The sequence below is a fragment of the Paenibacillus amylolyticus genome (genome assembly GCF_047302515.1).
GTDB lineage: Bacteria > Bacillota > Bacilli > Paenibacillales > Paenibacillaceae > Paenibacillus > Paenibacillus amylolyticus_G.
Window position 1 is genome coordinate 961,073 of the sequence record NZ_CP168019.1, and the last position, 21,406, is coordinate 982,478.

Below are 21,406 nucleotides of genomic sequence, written 5' to 3' on the forward strand. Positions count from 1 at the left end.
CAATTTTAGTGGTTTATATTTGAAATTATACAAGTAGTTGACGACAGTTTATGTGATTTAATTCACTAATAAAGATAGAAGAGTCATAAATATAATAGTGTGAGCCCCATCACAGAAAGTGATATTTATTTTCATACAAATAAGAAATGCGAACTATTGTTCTTATTTTGTTTTCGTTGTAAAATCGGAACTGGGCCGTATTGTTCCCGATTTCTTCGAAAGGACGTTTTTGCATCATGATGGGAAGATCCCACCTTATTATCGGGACAGGCGTGTCGCTTTCTGTTCTGCAGTTGGCCGGTATGCCGGTGACTGCACCGGCAGTTACGGTTGCTCTCATTGGTTCGTTATTGCCTGACATTGATGAGCCAAATTCGCTGCTGGTATCCAGAGCCTTGCCTAATAGTCTGATCAGGTTGTTACAGACGATTCTGTTGCCCACAGCTGTATTTGTGTACTTCTATGTTCATGCCAAACCATGGAACCTGTTGCTTGCAATCCTTATTGCGCTCGTGTCATTCCTGCCTTCGCGTTCACTTCGCAAAGTGTTGATGTTTGCCATTGGACTCGGTCTGGTGTTCTACGGTCACGCATTTGCCCCGTGGAATCTGATTGCAGGCAGCCTGCTTATGCTGTGCACCACGCTAACCCATAGGGGATTAACACATACCTTTTATGGAACTGCGATATGGGCTGGCTTACTTTACAGCACGACCCAGCAGCAGGGACCGGAAATCTGGGTAGCGGGAGGTACGGCGTATGTTATGCACCTGTTGGCCGATTCATTAACCAATCGGGGCATTCGGCCGTTGCCACCGTTTAAGTTCCGCATACGAGCCAATCTGATGAGCACAGGAACGAAGCATGGAGCCGTTGTGGAGAATGTCTGCATTGTGCTCACACTCATTTTGGCGTGGTTCGCGTTCTCATCGCTATTTTTGTGATGTCCAAAATACCAGTCCTGCATAAGGACTGGTATTTCCTTGTTCAAGTCATGGCTGCAATCCATGTGGAGAGGGTTATGTGGTCAACTCGTTGTAGGCGTACTCGACAAACCTTCTATATCTGTAGAACCGTATACAAACAACAATACAAGGATCACCCCAATCAATAGTTCGGCGAAGCCGATTCCATCAAAGTCAGACATCATCCCAACCTCATTTCACCTTATTCAGGAATTTATTCTTTGCTGAAAAGCCCGTATAACATCATCTAGCGTCATATCAGCACCAGTTTCATCTAGGAATTGCACCAATTTGTCTGAATTCGAGGGTGTGACCTTTTGAAGCGTTTTATATTGACCGACCAGTTCAACGACCAGTGTAGCTTCTCGAAACAACGTGACCGCATCCACTCTTAACTTCCCACTTACCAGTAATGCTGCAACGATAAGTTCCAGATTTCTTCCTTTAAGGTTGCCATTGAGAAGGGTGTTTGCGGCATTTGTTTTTTTGGAACCTTTATTCGATTTTCCATTCCTTCTCACTGCCATAACAGGTCCCCCGCTGCTTGGTGTTTAATTCATCTTCCGTTATTGTATCTTATGTGTAATTCCCTATAATGTTCGGCCTATTAATCTACGTACGTTGAACTAAAAAAATATTTTCACTTGCCACTCCGAATGACAGAATAACCTTTCTGTGTAAATGTGTCCAACTGATATAGTTGTGGATATAAAAAAGAGACCTCCCAATATAGTTAGGAGGTCTCCTGTCAACTGTTACGCGTTATTAATTATGGTATTCATCGTTGTCCGATCAAGACCTTTGACCAGCTTCACAATCAGCTCTTTGGCAGCATCGTAGTCATCCGTATGAATGATGGAAGAAGAGGTGTGGATATAACGAGCGCAGATACCAATAACTGTTGATGGTACACCAATTCCACTCAGGTGTACTTGACCTGCATCGGTACCACCTGGTGAGATGAAATACTGCATTTTGATCTGATTGGATGAAGCCGTATCTTGAACATATTCCACCATTCCGCGATGGGTGAACATGCCTGGGTCAAAAATACGAAGCAATGCGCCTTCTCCGATATGTCCAAATGACTGTTTGTCACCTGTCATATCATTCGCCGCGCTACAGTCAAGTGCGAAGAAGATATCAGGCTGAATCAGATTGGCCGCCGTACGTGCACCGCGAAGCCCTAGTTCTTCCTGAACCGTTGCACCAGCATAGAGTGTGTTAGGCAGTTTTTCCTTGTGCAGCGCTTCAACCAGTTCAAGTGCAAGTCCAACGCCGTAACGATTATCCCACGCTTTAGCCATAATTTTTTTCGGGTTCGCCATCGGCGTGAATTCACAGATCGGTACGATCTGCATACCTGGGTGGATGCCCCAAGATTCTGCTTCCGCACGGTTGTCTGCTCCAATATCGAGATACATGGTGTTCAGGTCAACAGGTTTGCTCCGCTGGGACTCGTCCAGCAAGTGTGTAGGAGTAGAACCTACAACTCCGGTAATCCGACGATCAGGTGTGATGATTTCCAGTCGCTGAGACAGTACAGCCTGACTCCACCATCCACCCAGTGGACGGAATTTGACCATACCTGTTTCCGTAATGCCTGTAGTCATGAAACCAACTTCGTCAAAGTGTCCGGCAACCATAACTTTAGGACCGGATTCCTCCCCGCGTAATACACCAAATAGACTCCCCAGGCGATCCTGGACGAACTCATCGGTATAAGCGGAAAGCTTATCTTTCATCCAGCCGCGAAGCTCACGTTCAAAACCGGATGCGGAAGGAAATTCCGTCAATGTACGGAACATATCCATCGTTTTTTCATTCATGTGTCAACAACTCCTCTGTTGGTATGTATTTCAGGTCACAGTAGAACGGCTACCCGCCTGTTGTCCTTAAGATGTAGTTCAAAAAGTCTTTTATCTTTTTGAACATGCACTTTAATATGCTGAGGACTTGTTATTTAACCACTGGTCACATTACAGTATGAACCTTGCGCAAGTGATTGTCCATGTTTATGTCACGTATTTAAGGCATATTTTGGGCGCTTACCGTGTCCAAGTTTCATGACTCTATCCGCTGTAGTCGCAGTCCTGATGCCACTTCAATGAATATGAATATATGGAGGAGATGTCATCATTTTTTGAAGGTCTTCATGCTTAATATTCGCTTGTCTGCAACAGGAAGGAGCTAAATATCCAATGAAGCCTCCAGAAGAGGGCACGGAAAAAGTATTGTTTATCGTTCTTTTTATCTTGCTCGTGATTGTTCTTCTTTATTTATAGACGTATCTAAAAGTCCTCAGATCCGGCGTATTCCCATCTTGCTTTCACAACATGGTCTTGTTGGAAACATATGCTGTCTGTCGCCGGATACATAACCTTCCGATTATTAACAAACAATGAATATAGAATTACACACATTGGCATTCAGCCGTAGCTTTGAACCATTTCACATAGAGGAGGTCTTGTATCTTGCCAGCTCAATCTGCATCCGGAAGCGAAAAAAAATCATCGTCCCTGTCCATGGATGAAAAGGAGTACAAAAAAGTCGCAAAAAAACATGAGCCGCCTCGTCCAATCCTGAAAAATTGCCTCAAAGCATTTCTGGTTGGGGGTACCGTCTGTTTGATTGGACAGGCCATTCAAGAGGCTTTTATGGCCGGTTTCGACATGACATCGAAGGAAGCTTCCAGTCCTACGGTGGCGGTCATGATTCTCATATCGGTTATTCTAACGTGTCTCGGCGTTTACGATAAAATGGCTCAATGGGCAGGAGCAGGAACTGCTGTGCCGGTTACCGGCTTTGCCAATTCCATGTGTTCTGCTGCACTGGAACATCGTGCTGAAGGACTGGTGCTCGGTGTAGGGGCCAACATGTTTAAACTTGCTGGTTCCGTTATTGTGTTTGGTGTCGTGGCAGCATTTGTCGTAGGGATCGTTTACGCCTTTTTGGGATTTGGAGGTGGGCACCTATGAAACGATTGGGTCGCCAGACATGGCAGTTTGAGAATCGTCCGCGGATCATCGGTAAAGCCGCAGTTGTAGGACCAGAAGAAGGCGAGGGTCCACTGTCATCTGATTTCGATTATGTCTATGACAACCTCGAGATCGGCGAGAAAACGTGGGAAAAGGGAGAACGCAAACTGCTCGAACAGGCCTCCCAACTGGCTTTGGTAAATGCAAATATCACCAAGGAAGAGCTTCACTTTTTTGTTGGTGGAGATCTGATGAACCAGATTATCAGCAGTTCCTTTTCAGCGCGAAAACTAGGTGTGCCTTACCTGGGTGTCTTTGGAGCCTGTTCTACTTCCATGGAAACGTTAGCGTTAGCGTCCATGATTGTTGACTCCGGAGCTGGAGATTATGTCCTTGCAGGAACGGTGAGCCACAACTGTACGGTGGAAAAACAATTTCGGTATCCGACGGAGTATGGCTCCCAGAAGCCGCCTTATGCGCAATATACCGTCACAGGATCAGGTTGTGGTGTGGTCTCCCGTACTGGTGATGGTCCTGTTGTTACCAAAGCCACCATTGGACGCATTATGGATTTGGGCATCAAAGATCCCTTTAATATGGGTTCAGCGATGGCGCCAGCAGCAGCCGACACTATAATCTCTCATTTCAGGGATACGGGATTGGAACCCGGCTATTATGATCTCATTGTGACCGGGGATCTGGCTTCCGTCGGTCTGCCAATTACGAAAGAGCTTTTGCAAAAAGAAGGCATTCCCATGGAACAGACGGTTTTTAATGACTGCGGCCTGATGATCTATGATCGGGAGAAACAGCCTTATGTTGTTGCCGGGGGCAGTGGCTGCGGATGTTCTGCCACCGTCACCTATGGTCACATTTTGAACCGGATGCAGAAGGGTGATCTTAAACGGGTGCTCGTCGTTGCTACTGGAGCGCTCTTGTCTCCGCTCTCGTACCAGCAGGGTGAAAGTATTCCCTGTATTGCACATGCGGTAGCTATAGAAAAGGAGGGATAAAGGTCATGCAGTTCTTGTGGGCATTTATCGTTGGCGGTTTGATCTGTGTTGTGGGGCAGCTTCTAATGGATGGTGTCAAACTAACACCGGCACATACCATGAGTACACTTGTTGTGGCAGGGGCGGTTGCTGATGCATTTGGCTTGTACGACCCCTTGGTTAAATTTGCAGGTGCGGGAGCTTCAATCCCCATTACAAGTTTCGGCAATTCCTTGGTGCACGGAGCATTGACGGAGCTGGAGAAAGAGGGATGGCTTGGTGTCATTACGGGGATTTTCGATCTGACCGCGGCTGGGATTTCGTCAGCGATCATCTTTTCTTTTCTCGCGGCATTGGTCGTTAGACCAAAAGGCTAACATAGAATGAGAAATCTACTTGAACATATTGCGATTCAACAGAGGCCTCGGATAACTTCTATCCGGGCCTTTTTTGTTGTATTCATGCGAGAACTGCGGTGAATCTGACGGGCTGGAAACAAATTGTGAGTTTCTTCGAGTGTACTCGTGACTCTGGATCATGTACAATAAAAGGAAATCTGTATGCTTTTTTAGGAGGTTAGACCACATGCCTGTGCGCAAAGAGTCGATCCAAATCATATCCGCAGTTCGTTCAAATCTGGAATCCTGCATTATGGGGAAATCCTTTGAAATTCAACTTTTACTTACAGCTTTGCTTGCAGGCGGGCACGTTCTGATTGAAGACGTACCGGGAACTGGCAAAACGCAGTTAATCAAGGCATTATCGAAATCCATGCGTGGTGAGTACCGACGTATTCAATGTAATCCTGATATTTTACCTAGTGATATTACGGGCGTATCTGTGTTCCATCCAAAGGATGAGCGTTTTTATTTCCGGCCAGGTCCCGTTATGACTAACATTTTGCTGGCTGATGAGATTAACCGGGCCACAACAAAAACCCAATCGGCTCTGCTCGAAGTGATGGAGGAGCGCAGTGTAACCGTTGATGGTGATACGTATGATCTGCCACATCCATTCATGCTCTGTGCAACTCAGAATCCGATTGATTTTGAAGGTACGTACACTTTGCCGGAAGCACAACTCGACCGGTTTATGTTGAAAATAAGTCTAGGTTATCCCGATAAAGAAATTGAGAAAATCCTATTGAAACAGCATCAGCTCGGTCAGCCTGTTGATCGTCTTGAATCCGTGACTCATATGGACCAGATCTCGGCAATCCAGCAGGAGATTAAAGAGGTCTTTATCGGTGATCCGGTCATGGACTATCTGCTGGATGTTGTTCGTCAAACCCGCTCCCACCCATCTGTATTGCTGGGTGCCAGCCCACGGGCAGCCATATCGTTCATGATGGCCGTAAAAGCCTTTGCTTTCTTACAGGAACGTGATTATGTGCTTCCGGATGATGTGAAAACGATGGCCCCTTATGTGATCTCTCATCGTATTGTGCTTCGTCCCGAATCGAGACTGGACAGTATGAGTTCCGAGGCCGTTTTGAATGCCGTACTCCAGCAAGTACGCGTGCCCGTCTCCATGGGGCAATAGTTCATGAAGCCGCTTTTGAGAACAGTCAATAGAGGGTTACGCCACCCACGCGTATGGAGCATCGCAATGGTGTGGATGTGCTGTTTGGCTTATGTTTTGTTTCAGGGCGGGAAGACATCCCTTATGTTGCTGTCGATGGTGACCCTGCTCTGTGTGTACCTTGCTATTGCTGGATTTAGCGGGGTAAGACGTGCTCAAGGAGTTCGTAGGTTATCTTCTGGTCCAGACCACGAAGAATTGCTGCATGCGGGTGACCAGGTTCAAGTACAGCTGAGTCTGACGATTCCGGGATTCCTCCCGCTTCCCTATGTTGTTGTGCGTGAAATGCTGCATCGGCATAACGGAGAATCGTGGTCGTTCAAGGAAAGTTTGATTCCCAATATGCGAGGTAATGGGGAGCTGTCATTCCAGACGCCGCCACTTGAGCGGGGGAAGTATGTTTTTTCAGAAACGGAATGTGCCAGCGAGGACATATTTGGACTGATTGAGCATCGAGGAAAGTTTAAGGCCAAAGGTGAGTTTCGCGTACTGCCAAGAACGGTATTTATTCCATATTGGCAGCTCTACGACCGCAAATCACGGTTATCCGGTCCTCAGACGGCGTTAACCCGTTCACGGAGAGAGACCACTCAGATCAATGGTGTACGTGACTACGTATACGGAGATCGCCTTTCCCGCATTCACTGGAATGCAACGGCAAAGACAGGGAACTGGAAGTCCAAGGAGTTTGAACATGAGTCTGTGCCCAAAACCGTTCTGGTTCTGGATGCGCTGGCATCAAGTTACGAACATGGGGATGCATTTGAAATTGCCGTTTCCACGGCTGCCTCTCTGCTGGAATATGGTGTCAGGGAACGAATGGGGATGGGGTTGTTGACATTGTCAGACCAGACATCCTTCATGGCCCCCAGTGAAAGTCTGATGGAACGACAGAAGATGATGCATCATCTGGTGGATATTCAATATAACGGTCAGGATACCCATCTGTTGCCCGGCGTGGAAAGAATTGCACGTCAACTGCCTCAGGGAGCTTACTTTGTCGTAATTTCTCCCCAGAAGGATGAAAAAATAATGGAACTGTTGCGCTGGGCCGATACGCGGGGCATGACTCCATGTCATATTCTGATCGATACCAGTGAATCCCGCCGGAGTGCCGAGTGGAATGCCATGTTGCGTGGAAGAGGCACGAGGTCATTCACTGTTTCTCACTTGCAGGAGCTTCCAACGGTGATGGGGGGAGGTTCTGTATGAGTTCAAAAGGAAATGAAAGTGTTACAGGGAAACGATCCTGGTATCATGCAGCGTCATTGCTCTGGATTTTCCTGATTGGAATGCAGTGGATTTCATTTACGCAGGAATCGTGGTACACGGAGACAACTTCTCTGGTGTTATGGACACTTGCAGCGGTCAGTGTGCTGGAGGTCATTCTGCCCTTCAAAACGATCTATCGGGCGATCATCAAGGCAGTCGTTGTTGGTTACATTTTGCATAAAACGCTGATTGATTATACGGTGTACATCCCTTATGGCTCTTTAACGGACCGAGCGGAGCAATTCATATTACACATGACGCCGTACATCTGGTTCTCCCTGTGTGCATGGGTGATGCTTGAAGCTGCGCTTCGACTCGTGACCACAACACGTCGCATTCTTGTTTTTCTGGGTGTTAACATCATTTCGATGGGGATTCTCGATTCTTTCACCCAGATTCCACTCTGGATTGAAATCGCGTGGGTGATGTTTGCGGGGATGGGATGGCTCGTATGTCAGCATTTCCGTAACTATCAGCTACAGTATCCACAAGGTTGGAAACGAATCATCCGGTATCCTTATAAAGTCCTGGCCAATATTGCTATTATCTTTTCTTTGATTATTGTAGCCAGCGTTAATATGCCGGAGATTCCACCCACCTTGACGGACCCATATACGGCGTGGCGTAACTATACCGGAACTTCCACAAGTCAGGCTGGTAACGGAAACCTTGATATTCCCGCGGCTACCGAATCGGGATACAGCAGGGAAGACAATCAGCTTGGTGGAGGTTTTAACTTCGACTATACCCCTGTCATGTCTGTCACGACTAATGAGCGCAGTTACTGGCGTGGTGAGACACGTGCAGAGTATACAGGCACAGGCTGGGATGACCGTGGACGGGGTGCGACAGAGAATGTTGAAGCCGGACAGCCTCTGGAGAACCAGGAATCCGGTAATGTGAATACCAAACAAGTAACTCAGAACGTAACGATGCTGAATGATAATGTCTATCCGATTCTCTTTGGTGCTTATTCGATCTCGGAAGTGAGCTCGATTAATGGTGAGGACAGAACGGAACGGATGTTGTGGAATGCTGAACAGGCTGAACTGCATGTGGTTACAGACCGTCAGCAACCGCAGTATCCCAAGACGTATACTATCGTATCGGAAGCCCCTGTGATTGTGGAAGATGAGCTTCGTACAAAGTCATTTGAAGATCTGTATAACAGTAATCCGGCAGATGATATGTACTTGCAGTTACCATCCCGTTTCCCTGACCGGGTGTCGGATCTGGCAGCCGAGATTACGGCATCTGCGAATACTCCGTATGAAAAAGTGGCATTACTGCAAAACTATTTACAAACTAATTTTGAATACACAAACAATCCGGATTTATCTCGAAAAGTAAGCAGCGACTTTGTGGAAGGTTTCCTGTTTGATATAATGGAAGGCTACTGTGATTACTTCTCCACTGCGCTGGTGATGATGGCGCGCTCGGAGGGCATTCCTGCAAGGTGGGTTAAAGGTTATGCGCCTGGACAACTGTCCCTGAATTCGGACATGCAGGCCCCACGTCAACCTGGTGCGGAGATTGAGACGACCTACACCGTTACCAATGCAGATGCACACTCCTGGGCAGAGGTTTACTTTGGTGAGTATGGCTGGATTCCTGTTGAAGCAACGCCGGGCTTTGATATGCCGCTGTTGACGGAACAGCCTGATGTACAACCTGTAGATGAGCCAGAAGAAGAGCCAGAAGAGGAGCCGGTACAAGAGGAAGAGCAGACCCCTGCACCTGAGCAGACATCGTCTGCCATCCCGACTTTTGTTATCTGGGCTGCAGGAGCCATTATTGTATTGTGGGTAGCATATATGTTCTGGCGTAATCGTTTCTCCATGCGATTCTTCCTGCTTCGTCTACGGACAGGTGGACCGCTCACCCCTGAACAGAAGGTAGTGGCAGAGACCGAGCGTTGGATTCAGTATGTGAAACGCAAAGGGTTGACCCGGAGCGGAGACGAGACACTTCGTGAATCGGTAGCCCGCTGGAGCCAGGCAAAACCTGCTGCAGAAGCAACATTGTATGAGCTTCTCACGAAGTTTGAACAGACTCGTTACAGTCCGGCGTCCGTAACTGCCGACGACTGGAAGGGCGTCTATCAGACCGCCTTGAAGCTGCGGAAGGAACTGAAAGCGGAACGGGCATAGTTGTTGCCCGTCCCGTTTTTCCTTTTTTCCTATGCCATCAGGCGCTGTATGCATTTTCAGGAAAGACGGATTTGTGATATAGTGTGTCGTATGAAACTGAGGTGACTTCTTTGTTTAAAATGTTAATGCCCAAGCTGCGTGTAGACACGGTTTTTGACATTAATCTGGAAGAGCTGTACGCTCAAGGCTACCGTGGAATTATAACTGATCTGGATAACACACTCGTTGGAGCCAAAGCCCCTGACGCTACGCCCGAACTGATTGAATGGTTTGCACGTGTGAAAGAGGCAGGTTTCAAGCTGATGATTGTGTCCAATAACAATTTGAATCGTGTATCCCTGTTTGCGACCCCGCTGGATATCCAGTTTGTGCATAGTGCACGCAAACCATCGAATGTACCGTTTCGTAGAGCAATGAAAATGATGGAGTTATCTCCTGAAAAAACGATTGTAGTAGGTGATCAGATGCTTACGGACGTCTATGGAGGGAACCGAATGGGGTTATATACCGTTCTGGTACTGCCAATCTCCATTGGGGACGAAGGTTTTATGACCCGCTTCAATCGACGCGTGGAACGGATTGCTCTAACGAGTTTACGCAAGAAAGGCTTATGGCTTGAGGAGGAAAAGAAGAAATGACAGAACCGCATAACGGCAACCTTGCCGTAAGGTGCAGCGGATGCGGCGTGCATCTGCAAACAGAAAATTCGGAATTACCAGGGTTTATCCCTGAGAAGGCACTGGGTCGTGAACCGGTTATATGCCAGCGCTGTTTCCGCATCAAAAACTACAATGAGTCATCATCCGTTACGGTGGATCAGGACGAATTCCTGGCGCTGCTTAGCAAAATCGGGGATAAGGATGCACTTGTCATCCATATCGTTGATTTGTTTGACTTTGATGGCAGTATTATCTCTGGTCTGCAACGTTTTGTAGGCAACAATCCAGTGTTGCTTGCTGTGAACAAAACGGACTTGCTTCCGAAAGTAACCAACTGGAACAAGATTCGCAACTGGGTACAAAAGCAAGCCAAAGAACAGGGTTTGCGTACAGTGGACGTAGTCTTGTGCAGTGCGAAGCAAAATCAGGGGTTCGACCGTCTACTTGAGCTTGTAGGAACGTATCGCGAAGATCGTGACGTGTACGTGGTTGGCGGTACCAATGTGGGTAAATCCACACTGATTAACCGTCTGATCCGTGATTACAGCGATCTGGAGCAGGAACTGACCACATCCCGTTATCCGGGAACAACGCTGGATATGGTGAACATTCCGCTGGATGATGGAAAATATATCATTGATACGCCTGGAATCGTGTATCCATGGCGTTTCAGCGAGATTGTTTCACGTAAGGATCTCGCTGCCATCATGCCGGAAAAACCGCTTAAACCCGCTGTTTATCAGTTGAATTCCGGTCAGACGCTGTTCTTTGGCGGCATGGCTCGATTTGACTTTGTGGAAGGTGATCGCCAGTCGTTCACTTGTTTTATCAGCACTGCGCTTGATATTCACCGGACGAAGCTGGAGCGTGCAGATGATCTTTACCGCGACCATCTGGGAGAATTGTTGTCTCCGCCAACCCGTGAGGATGCAGCAGAGATGGCTGAATGGACCAGACATGAATTCCGCATCAAACGCGGCAGTCAATCGGATGTATTCATCTCGGGTCTGGGCTGGATTAAGGTTAATGGCGATATTGGAGCGCTTGTTGCTGTTCATGCTCCAAAAGGCATTCGTGTACAGATCCGCCCATCCTTGATCTAGTAAACTCAGAAGTTGTACATCAGATGGATCGGAGGCGGACCTATGTCTGAGCAGAACAAATTCAACTCTTCACTTCCCGTGTTGCTTGGCGTTATGGGTGATCCTATTGCTCACTCCAAGTCTCCGGCAATGCACAATGCGGCTCTGCAGGCTGCAGGAGTGAATGGAATGTATATGCCACTGCATGTTCATCCGGATCAACTGGAAGCGGCAGTTCGGGGAATTGTGGCACTGGGCTATCGTGGTGTTAATGTGACCATCCCGCACAAAGAGCAGGTGATGCAATATCTGGATGTGATCGATGAAAGTGCTCGCCTGATTGGTGCGGTGAATACCATCGTTAATGAAGGTGGAACACTGACAGGGTACAATACGGATGGTATTGGCTATGTCCGATCGTTGAAGGAAGAGGCTGTGCCTGAGCTTGCGGGTAAACGTATTGCTGTACTGGGAGCAGGTGGAGCGGCAAGAGGCGTTATATACGCACTTGCATTGGAGAAGCCTGAACGGATCCACATTCTGAATCGTACAGCGGACAGGGCTATTGAACTTGCTTCGGATTTGCGGGGCCATGGCTTGGGAGAAATCTCGGGCAGTGGCATGGAAGACGCTGCAACGGTACTGGCTACGGCTGATATCGTGATTAACACAACGGCTGCCGGAATGCATCCTCATGTGGATGACGTACCAGTTGATCCTGCACTGATCCGTGAAGGCGCAGCGGTGAGTGATCTGATCTACAATCCGCTGGAGACCCGTCTGCTTAGAGAGTCGCGGAAGTGTGGATGCACAGTGCACGGTGGTCTGGGGATGTTTGTGTACCAGGGCGCAGTGGCCTTTGAACATTGGCTCGGCATTCCGGCTCCTGTGGAGACGATGAGACGAGCTGTACTAAACAGTTTTGAAGTGTGAAAATAATAATTGAATGATCAGGTCTGGACAGTTTTTGCGCTGTCGATCAGGGCCTGCTCAACATAAGGAGTATGGAGTATTCATGTTAAACGGTAAACAAAAGCGCTTTTTGCGGTCACAGGCACATCACCTGACCCCTGTATTTCAGATTGGTAAAGGTGGAACCAACGAGCACCTGTTCCGCCACATCGAAGATGCGATTGAGAAGCGCGAATTGATGAAAGTGCAAGTGTTGAACAACAATGACGAGGACAGAAAAGAGATGGCAGAAGAAGTTGCCCGTGAAACGGGAAGTGAGCTTGTACAACTCATCGGTAACACAATCATCCTGTACAAAGAATCTCGCGATAACAAACAAATCGAACTACCTAGATAAGGGAGCGTGACGCAGGTGAAGATCGGTATCATGGGTGGTACGTTTGATCCGATCCACATGGGACACCTCCTGGCAGCTGAAGCGGCAAGGGACTCGCATGCACTGGATGAGATCTGGTTCATGCCTTCCCATGTTCCACCTCACAAACGCGGAGCCGGAGCTTCGGGACAGCAACGTCTCGATATGACGGAAGCGGCTGTGAAGGATGTGCAGCAATATGAGGTGCTGGGTATCGAGATGGAATTGGGCGGAGTGTCTTATACCATCGATACGATGAAGGAACTGTGGCGTCGCCATCCTGAACATGAATTCTATTTCATTATCGGGGCGGATATGGTGAACTATCTTCCCAAATGGGAGCAGATTGAAGAGCTTGCAGAACGCTTAACCTTTATCGGAGTTGGTCGGCCGGGCTTCCAGTTACATCTGGATGATTTACCAGACGAGTTACAGGATCGGGTCCTGCTGGCCGAGATGCCCTTGGTGGATATTTCATCGACAGCTGTACGCAGACGTCTTGCCAAAGGTCATTCGGTACGCTTCATGATTCCTGATGAGGTGCACCAATACATTGTAAGGAGCGGTTTATATGGCACTAAGCCGTGAGGAACTGATTCAAGCCGTATCCGGACAAATGCCGGAAAAACGCTGGAAGCATACACTGGGTGTAATGGAATCGTCAGTGATATTGGCTGAAAAATACGGTGCTGATCCTGTGAAAGCAGATCTGGCAGCGATATTGCATGATGTGGCGAAGTACTGGCCCGTAGCGGAGATGGAAGCGGTCATCCGTGATAACGGATTAAACCAGGAACTTCTGCAGCATGACAAGCAGCTCTGGCATTCTGAAGTCGGTGCTTTTGTAGCCAAGCGTGATTACGCTGTGGAAGATTCCGAAGTTATTAATGCCATCCGGTGGCATACCTCGGGTCGGGTAGGCATGAGCTTATTGGACAAAGTGGTATGTCTTGCCGATTACATTGAACCGGGACGAGATTTCCCGGGAGTAGATCACATTCGTGAACAGGCTGAACGTAGTCTGGAGGAAGGTTTAATTGCCGGATTCGATTCGACGATCAGCTTGTTGATCTCGCAGCGCCGTGTCATTTATCCTTTGACCATGCTGTCGCGGAATGACTTAATTGCACAATTATAGATTATGGAGGTTGGTTCATGACAGTATCATCGAAAGAACTTATGAATATGGCGGTTGCTGCCGCTGACGACAAAAAGGCATCCAATATTGTAGCATTGGATCTGATTAATGTTTCTCTGGTAGCGGATTATTTTGTTATTTGTCACGGGAATTCTGATACACAGGTACAAGCCATTGCCACTGAAATCCGCAAGCAGGCTCATGCAGCCGGAGCGACGATCAAAGGTATCGAAGGTATGGATTCCGCACGTTGGGTATTGATGGACATGGGCGATGTTGTTGTTCATATCTTCCACCGTGACGAGCGTGAATACTACAACATTGAACGACTATGGTCTGATGCCAAAGTGGTGGAAACTGTATGAGTTTGATTGCTGGAACAGTCGTCTCTTTGCCGGTTTCACGTGAAGTGTCTCCGTTTGGCTTCTTTTTGACGACAGGATCGGAAGATGTACTGCTTCACTACACCGAGTTAACGCGGGATATTAAAATTGGTGAGACGCTTGAGGTATTTGTATTCTTTGATACAGAAGATCGTCTGGCCGTAACGATGAAAAAGCCTTATCTCATGCTCGGCGAAATGGCACGACTGGTTGTGGCTGATGTTCACCCACGACTGGGCTGTTTCCTGGAAATGGGACTTGGACGGCAATTGTTGCTTCCTATTCGTGAATTGCCTGAACTGGAAGAACTGCGTCCTCAAGTGGGGGATGAAGTCTTTGTAATCATGGAACATGACAAGCAGGGACGTCTGCGTGCCAAATTGGCCGGGGAACGTGAGCTTTCACCATTGTCTTTCCATGCTCCAACTTCATGGTTAAACGAGTGGGTTGAAGCGACGGTATACAAGCCACTGCAGATGGGTACTTTTGTACTTGTAGAGGGCGGCGTACTGGGCTTTGGTGCGATTGGTATGATTCATTCATCCGAACGTAGTCATATGCTGCGTCTTGGTGAGAAAGTAAAATGTCGGGTGACACTGGTACGTGAAGACGGACGTGTGAATCTGGCCATGACTCAACTCAAACAAGTTGGACGTAACGAAGATGCAGACAAGCTGCTCGCTTTCATGAAAGAACGTCCTATGGGTGGCATGCCATACTCGGATGCAACTCCGCCGGATATCATCAAGCAGCGCTTTGGCATCAGTAAGTCTGCTTTCAAGCGTGCCTTGGGCAAATTGATGAAAGACGGATTGGTGGTCCAAAAGGAAAGCTGGACGTATCTGTCCGAATCTGCTCCTGCGGATCAAAGTGAAAACAAGTAATCTTCCTGATTAAATAGTTGTAATATGGAACTCGGATAAGGCAGGGATAGGCTGGGTAAACACCGGATGCCCCTGTCTTTTCTTTGGTTAAACAGGATTGGAAAATGAAATTGAAAGTGCGGTGCCTGACATGTCTTACCGGAAATTTGCCTATGTGTATGATGAATTAATGGAAGATATGCCTTATCCGGACTGGATAAGGTTTGCAAGAACAGCATGGGAAAAGCATGGAATGCCCAAAAGTGTCGCTGAACTTGGCTGTGGAACGGGCTCCATTACGATCCCGCTCGTGAACTCCGGTTTCGAAGTTACAGGTATTGACCTCTCATCAGATATGCTGTCGGTTGCGCGCAGCAAGATGGAGGCTACGCCTCAGGGTCATCGCTTGTATCGCGAGGGCAGTGTCCGTTGGGTGCAGCAGGATATGCGGGAATGGCGAGTTCCGGAACCTGTGGATTCGGTGATATCTTTCTGTGATTGTGTCAATTATTTGCTTGAACAAGAAGATGTCATTCGTACTTTCCAGCGGACATACGAAATGCTAAAGCCTGGTGGAACGTTCCTGTTTGATGTGCATCATCCCAATACCCTTATTCGTTATGATGAGGAGCAGCCTTTTGTACTGGATGAGCGCTCCGTATCTTATATTTGGACTTGTGATCTGGATCAGGATCGCTGTGAGATCGAACATCATCTCAGTATTTTTTCGCGTGTGGATGATGGTCGAAAGGATATATACCAGCGTTTTGAAGAAGTTCATGTCCAGCGCGCGTATAATCCGGACTGGATGAAGCTGGAGTTATCCAAAGCAGGTTTTAGAGACGTGAAGGTATATGCGGATTTTGAATGGAAAGAGGCCGGAGACAGCGCGCAGCGCTTGTTCTACGTGGCTGTGAAGTAAGAGCGAAAGATGACAACTGTCCTTATGTATGGTGCATAAGGGCAGTTTTTTGTTTGATTTTTTATGGAGAATGAATAGCAGTAGTCTTAAATAGGGTAAAGGAATGCAAGAAAAGACATAACGACGTGACAAAAAGTATTGCCAGTTAAAGTAAAGGAGGCGATAATAGTCGGATAGAAAGCGTTTTCTAAGAAAATAAATCAATTGTCAATGTGAGGTGTAGAAATGGAAAGTACATATAAAACAAGACTTACGTCAGAACAGTTGAATGCCATAATAGAGCAGCATTTCTCAGCAAGTATACAGAACTACAAGGAAATGGTGGATGGCTGGGCCAATCATGCATATCTCATTACATTGAGCGACGCACAGCGAGTGGTACTCAAAATTGCACCGTCTGCTTCGACAAATCTGATGCGCTGTGAGCAGGATCTCATGATTGCCGAGGTTGAGGCACTGCGTCTCATCACGGAGCTACAGGATGTTCCCGTACCCCAAATGCTGGCTTATGATGATTCGTTAACCATGGCTTCAGCACGTTATTTTATCATGGAGTACATGTCTGGAACACCCTATAATCAGGTCAAGGATCAATATTCTGCGGAAGAGCAGGAAGCCATTGAACACGAGCTCGGTCGGTACAATCATCGAATTAATGAAATCAAGGGCGAGAAGTTCGGATATTTCTCGGAGCAAAAACAGCGATATTCCACATGGAAAGAAGCATTTATGAATCTGATGGAGGACATTCTTGCCGATGGGGAAGAAGCCGGAATTACATTTTCGATCGATTACCCTGAATTGAGACGCTTGATTGAAGAAAAATCGAATGTGCTGGACGATGTAAAAGAGCCTGTTCTTGTGAGTTGGGATCTGTGGGATGGCAATGTTCTAGTAGACGCAGGTCGCATCACAGCAATTATTGATTTTGAACGTTCACTGTGGGCAGATCCTCTGATGGAGCATTATTTCAGTCATTTTAACTATACGCCCGGTTTTGTGAAAGGGTATGGGCATGCGATTACGACTGAAAGTGAATTGAAAAGAAGAAGTCTCTATGACTTGTACTTTGATTTGGTGCTGCGTATTGAGTGCGCTTATCGTCAATATGATAATCAGGAACATGTGAATTGGACCATTCATAATCTGGAGGAAGGCATTGAGCGTTTTCGGTTATCCTGAACAGCAACCAGCGTTATGAACGGTACGAACCGTAGACTTCAAGATGGCGATTATAACGTGTAATATTGACTTTGGGCTTGCTTTTTTATATAATGGTCCCGATATTGTATACATATTTCGATGATAAGGATCAGTAGTAATTCCTGTACATAACAGAGAGCCGGCGGTTGGTGCAAGCCGGTTGACAGTGATTTGCGAACTCGCCTTGGAGAAATGCGGTGATTACACCATTCTGTTTAACCTGCTTGTATAAAGCTTGAGTTCAGGAATGGAAATCCGCATCGGTTAACCGCCGTTACAGGTCCAAAGGGAGTGGATGACGAAGCACGTTCGTCCGCTAACTAGGGTGGTACCACGGGAATTCAACCTCTCGTCCCTAGCGCTGCAAACGCTACGGGATGCTGAGGTTTTTTTGTTGCAATTAAAGCTAAAGCGAATAACCTGAAGGAGGAACAATAGATGAGTGAGAATAACCAGCCGAAACACGGCTATCAGCCACAAGTCATGGAAAAAAGTTGGCAGCAATACTGGGATGCAAATAAAACGTTTAAAACGGGTGAGGACCCTGCTAAACCGAAATTTTATGCACTGGATATGTTCCCTTATCCATCCGGTTCAGGTCTGCACGTAGGACATCCGGAAGGATATACGGCAACAGATATCGTTTCCCGTTACAAACGTATGCGCGGTTACAATGTATTGCACCCAATGGGTTGGGACGCTTTCGGTCTGCCTGCTGAGCAGCATGCACTGGATACAGGTGAACATCCACGAGATATTACATTCCGTAATATTGACAATTTCCGTCGCCAGATCAAATCGCTCGGTTTCTCTTATGACTGGGATCGTGAGATCAGCACAACGGACCCTGAGTACTATAAATGGACACAATGGATCTTTATCCAGCTGTACAACAAAGGTCTGGCTTATGTGGATGAAGTTGCAGTTAACTGGTGTGAAGCCCTTGGAACGGTACTGGCTAATGAAGAGGTTATTGATGGCAAGAGTGAACGTGGTGGACATCCGGTTGTACGCAAACCGATGCGTCAATGGGTTCTGAGAATTACCGAGTATGCAGAGCGTCTGTTGGAAGACCTGGAAGAGCTGGATTGGTCTGAAAGCATCAAGGATATGCAGCGTAACTGGATCGGTAAATCGACAGGTGCGGAAGTTGTATTTGCCATTGAGGGTCGCGAGGAAGTCATCAAGGTGTTCACTACCCGTGCGGACACATTGTTCGGTGCGAGCTTTGCAGTACTTGCTCCAGAACATGAACTGGTAGAAGCAATTACAACCGATGACCAACGTGAAGCGATTCAGGCTTATCAGGAGCAGGCTTCTCGTAAAAGTGATCTGGAACGTACAGATTTGGCCAAAGACAAAACAGGTGTATTCACTGGAGCTTATGCAATCAACCCTGTTAATGGTGCAAAACTGCCGATCTGGATTGCTGATTATGTTCTTGCAGGTTACGGTACTGGTGCGGTTATGGCAGTTCCGGGTCATGATGCACGTGACTGGGAATTTGCGAAGCAGTTTGGTCTGGATATCATCGAAGTTATTCAAGGTGGAGACGTTACACAAGAGGCTTATTCCGGTGATGGCGCGCATGTGAATTCCGATTTCTTGAACGGACTGAATAATGAAGAAGCGGTTGTCAAAATGATTGCTTGGTTGGAAGAGAACGGTAAGGGACAAGGGAAAGTAACCTATCGTCTGCGCGATTGGCTGTTCAGCCGTCAGCGTTACTGGGGTGAGCCAATCCCGATTCTGCATCTGGAAGACGGAACGATGAAGACAGTACCTGAGGATCAACTTCCACTGCTGCTGCCTGATATCGACCAGATCAAACCTTCGGGTACTGGAGAATCACCACTGGCGAATGTTACGGAGTGGGTGAATACGGTAGATCCGGAAACGGGAATGAAGGCACGTCGTGAGACCAACACCATGCCACAATGGGCGGGTAGCTGCTGGTATTACCTGCGCTTTATCGATCCACGCAATGACAAGGAACTGATCTCCAAGGAGAAACAGCAGCAGTGGCTGCCAGTTGATCTGTACATTGGCGGAGCAGAGCACGCGGTACTTCACTTGCTGTACGCTCGTTTCTGGCACAAAGTGCTGTATGATCTGGGTGTTGTGGAGACCAAAGAGCCTTTCCACAAACTGGTGAACCAAGGTATGATCCTGGGTACCAATAATGAGAAAATGAGTAAATCTCGTGGTAATGTCATTAACCCGGATGAAATCGTCAATGAATTCGGTGCAGATACATTGCGTCTGTACGAGATGTTCATGGGACCATTGGAAGCGACAAAACCGTGGAATGCAAACGGGGTTGAAGGCATGCACCGCTTCCTGTCACGTGTATGGCGTCTCTTCATTAACGAAGACACAGGAGCCATCAATGACAAGATTACAGTGGACGGTGGAACGGATGAGTTCAAACGGACTGCTCACAAAACGATCAAAAAAGTTACGGAAGATCTGGAACATCTGCGCTTCAACACATCCATCAGCCAACTGATGATTTTCATCAACGATGCATACAAAGCCGATACACTGCCTCGTGAAGCGATGGAGAAATTTGTGCAGCTGTTGTCACCACTGGCACCGCATATGGCAGAGGAACTGTGGAGCCGTTTGGGTCATGAAGGTGGAATCTCTTACGTGGCTTGGCCTGAATATGATGAATCCATGACAGTGGATGCGGAAGTAGAAATCGTTGTTCAGGTAAATGGTAAAATTGTAACCCGTGCTACGATCGCCAAAGATCTGGATTCACAAGGTATGCAGGACTATACGATGGAACTGGCACCTGTTAAGCAGGCGCTGGAAGGCAAGACCATTCGCAAGGTCATTGCCGTTCCAGGCAAACTCGTTAATATTGTTGCCGGTTAATCTCACCGGCTCGGAATAGTTCATCCAGCTTTAACAAATCTTCATCATATTTGTCATGTGTCGTGTGGATCAGGCTGTCGAAAACGCCGTCAAGACTAACCTTCAGCAGTGCAAGTGCCTGAGCGGTAATACCGCCAGGTACAGCGACACGAGCCTGAAGCTCTTGCGGGGTGTATCCTCCTTCGGTGAGCAGCTTGCCTGTTCCTAGGAGCATTTCGCCAGCCAGAGCGCAGGCATCTGCCCTTTTGATGCCAGTCAGTTTCACGGCACTTTCGATCCACTGTTCCAAAAAGAACGATATGAATGCAGGTCCGCAGCTGGAGAAGTCGGATGTAATTCGTGTACAGGCTTCATCCACTTGGTACGGCCTGCCTATATGACTGAGCAGACTTTCCAACACAGCGCGGTCTTCACTGGTCATTCGTTCGCCATGTATGCAGAGGGATGCTCCACTGCCGACTTGGTGTGTGACGCTGGGAATTACCTTGGAGACTTTGCAAGGAAGTGAAGATTCCAGATGTCGCAGCTGCACGGGACTGGTGATCGAGACAATTATATGATTGGGATTCACGACAGGCAGGATGTCGTCAATAACATGTTTGAATTCAAGCGGCTTCACGCACAGGAAGATGATGTTGCTTCGAATCACCGTTTCCCGATTGCTCTGGGATTCATGCAGACCGGGGTAACGGAGGGATAACTGACGTACTTTGGACGGGGTTCTATTGCTGGCGGCGATCTGCCGGGGCTCGAGTGCACCCGATTGGATCAGGGCATAAATCAACAGGCTGCCCATGCTGCCGGTTCCGATAAATCCAACCTTCATTGTTTCAGGCCTCCTTTCATGCTTTACGGTACTGGCGCAGTTCATTCCCTCTATTCTATGCGTGAGGACCTGTTTCACATGACATGAAAAATGAACAACTTGTTTCATCAGGAAAGTACAACGGTTCGGAAGCACCGCCCGTGTTCGAAATGAATGATTTTGAATTCAGGGAGAGGTGTGGA

At 47.6% G+C, this 21,406-nt stretch carries 21 protein-coding genes and 1 other annotated feature; of the genes, 18 read left to right on the forward strand and 3 right to left on the reverse strand.

What is annotated here, in order from left to right:
• Positions 1-236: 236 nt before the first annotated feature.
• Positions 237-944 carry a metal-dependent hydrolase gene (locus tag ACDJ59_RS04135; protein ID WP_413407773.1) on the forward strand — a complete coding sequence of 236 codons (708 nt, stop codon included), beginning with the start codon at positions 237-239 and terminating at the stop codon, positions 942-944.
• 227 nt (positions 945-1,171) lie between these two features.
• Here the strand turns inward: ACDJ59_RS04135 and ACDJ59_RS04140 are convergent, their stop codons facing one another.
• Entirely contained in the window at positions 1,172-1,492 is a 321-nt protein-coding gene (locus tag ACDJ59_RS04140) for a hypothetical protein (RefSeq protein ID WP_413407774.1), read from the reverse strand.
• Positions 1,493-1,720: 228 nt separating this feature from the next.
• Positions 1,721-2,794: a M42 family metallopeptidase gene (locus tag ACDJ59_RS04145; RefSeq protein WP_413407775.1), complete on the reverse strand. Its 1,074-nt coding sequence runs from the start codon at positions 2,792-2,794 to the stop codon at positions 1,721-1,723.
• Between the two features lie 645 nt (positions 2,795-3,439).
• Between ACDJ59_RS04145 and spoVAC the strand changes: the two genes are divergently transcribed.
• From spoVAC to leuS, 17 genes are all read left to right on the forward strand, one after another.
• Positions 3,440-3,943, forward strand: coding sequence for a stage V sporulation protein AC (gene spoVAC / locus ACDJ59_RS04150; protein ID WP_036615164.1), 504 nt, complete (start codon positions 3,440-3,442; stop codon positions 3,941-3,943).
• Entirely contained in the window at positions 3,940-4,956 is a 1,017-nt protein-coding gene (gene spoVAD / locus ACDJ59_RS04155; RefSeq protein ID WP_307416680.1) for a stage V sporulation protein AD, read from the forward strand. Before spoVAC ends, spoVAD begins: the two co-directional genes overlap by 4 nt.
• Before the next feature lie 5 nt (positions 4,957-4,961).
• Entirely contained in the window at positions 4,962-5,312 is a 351-nt protein-coding gene (spoVAE, locus tag ACDJ59_RS04160) for a stage V sporulation protein AE (protein ID WP_307416681.1), read from the forward strand.
• Positions 5,313-5,520: 208 nt separating this feature from the next.
• On the forward strand, positions 5,521-6,477 hold the full coding sequence (locus tag ACDJ59_RS04165; RefSeq protein WP_036615157.1) for an AAA family ATPase: 957 nt from the start codon (positions 5,521-5,523) through the stop codon (positions 6,475-6,477).
• Between the two features lie 66 nt (positions 6,478-6,543).
• Positions 6,544-7,728, forward strand: coding sequence for a DUF58 domain-containing protein (locus ACDJ59_RS04170; RefSeq protein WP_223200005.1), 1,185 nt, complete (start codon positions 6,544-6,546; stop codon positions 7,726-7,728).
• On the forward strand, positions 7,725-9,938 hold the full coding sequence (locus tag ACDJ59_RS04175) for a DUF4129 domain-containing transglutaminase family protein (RefSeq protein ID WP_413407776.1): 2,214 nt from the start codon (positions 7,725-7,727) through the stop codon (positions 9,936-9,938). The genes ACDJ59_RS04170 and ACDJ59_RS04175 overlap by 4 nt, the downstream gene beginning before the upstream one ends.
• A 110-nt stretch (positions 9,939-10,048) precedes the next feature.
• Positions 10,049-10,576: a YqeG family HAD IIIA-type phosphatase gene (locus ACDJ59_RS04180; RefSeq protein ID WP_036668542.1), complete on the forward strand. Its 528-nt coding sequence runs from the start codon at positions 10,049-10,051 to the stop codon at positions 10,574-10,576.
• Positions 10,573-11,700 carry a ribosome biogenesis GTPase YqeH gene (gene yqeH / locus ACDJ59_RS04185; protein ID WP_413407777.1) on the forward strand — a complete coding sequence of 376 codons (1,128 nt, stop codon included), beginning with the start codon at positions 10,573-10,575 and terminating at the stop codon, positions 11,698-11,700. The genes ACDJ59_RS04180 and yqeH overlap by 4 nt, the downstream gene beginning before the upstream one ends.
• A gap of 42 nt (positions 11,701-11,742) precedes the next feature.
• Positions 11,743-12,612: a shikimate dehydrogenase gene (gene aroE, locus ACDJ59_RS04190; protein ID WP_413407779.1), complete on the forward strand. Its 870-nt coding sequence runs from the start codon at positions 11,743-11,745 to the stop codon at positions 12,610-12,612.
• Between the two features lie 82 nt (positions 12,613-12,694).
• Positions 12,695-12,988: a ribosome assembly RNA-binding protein YhbY gene (gene yhbY, locus ACDJ59_RS04195; RefSeq protein ID WP_017687186.1), complete on the forward strand. Its 294-nt coding sequence runs from the start codon at positions 12,695-12,697 to the stop codon at positions 12,986-12,988.
• 15 nt (positions 12,989-13,003) lie between these two features.
• Positions 13,004-13,594 (forward strand): nicotinate-nucleotide adenylyltransferase, encoded by a 591-nt coding sequence (locus ACDJ59_RS04200; protein WP_017687187.1) that lies wholly within the window; start codon positions 13,004-13,006, stop codon positions 13,592-13,594.
• The gene (yqeK, locus tag ACDJ59_RS04205; protein WP_413407780.1) at positions 13,578-14,144 is read left to right on the forward strand and encodes a bis(5'-nucleosyl)-tetraphosphatase (symmetrical) YqeK; all 567 of its coding nucleotides are present in this window, start codon (positions 13,578-13,580) and stop codon (positions 14,142-14,144) included. The genes ACDJ59_RS04200 and yqeK overlap by 17 nt, the downstream gene beginning before the upstream one ends.
• A 17-nt stretch (positions 14,145-14,161) precedes the next feature.
• A complete protein-coding gene (rsfS, locus tag ACDJ59_RS04210; RefSeq protein WP_036615136.1) occupies positions 14,162-14,509 on the forward strand; it encodes a ribosome silencing factor in 348 nt (115 codons plus the stop codon).
• Complete coding sequence (locus ACDJ59_RS04215) at positions 14,506-15,411, forward strand: S1 RNA-binding domain-containing protein (RefSeq protein WP_036668546.1); 906 nt, start codon at positions 14,506-14,508, stop codon at positions 15,409-15,411. Before rsfS ends, ACDJ59_RS04215 begins: the two co-directional genes overlap by 4 nt.
• A 130-nt stretch (positions 15,412-15,541) precedes the next feature.
• Positions 15,542-16,312 (forward strand): class I SAM-dependent DNA methyltransferase, encoded by a 771-nt coding sequence (locus ACDJ59_RS04220; protein ID WP_413409720.1) that lies wholly within the window; start codon positions 15,542-15,544, stop codon positions 16,310-16,312.
• Between the two features lie 225 nt (positions 16,313-16,537).
• Positions 16,538-17,494, forward strand: coding sequence for a phosphotransferase family protein (locus ACDJ59_RS04225; RefSeq protein ID WP_413407781.1), 957 nt, complete (start codon positions 16,538-16,540; stop codon positions 17,492-17,494).
• 111 nt (positions 17,495-17,605) lie between these two features.
• Positions 17,606-17,875, forward strand: a binding site (T-box leader).
• Positions 17,876-17,953: 78 nt separating this feature from the next.
• Complete coding sequence (gene leuS / locus ACDJ59_RS04230; RefSeq protein ID WP_413407782.1) at positions 17,954-20,398, forward strand: leucine--tRNA ligase; 2,445 nt, start codon at positions 17,954-17,956, stop codon at positions 20,396-20,398.
• Here leuS and comER read toward each other — a convergent pair.
• A complete protein-coding gene (gene comER, locus ACDJ59_RS04235; RefSeq protein WP_036615122.1) occupies positions 20,379-21,224 on the reverse strand; it encodes a late competence protein ComER in 846 nt (281 codons plus the stop codon). The genes leuS and comER overlap by 20 nt on opposite strands.
• Positions 21,225-21,406: the final 182 nt, after the last annotated feature.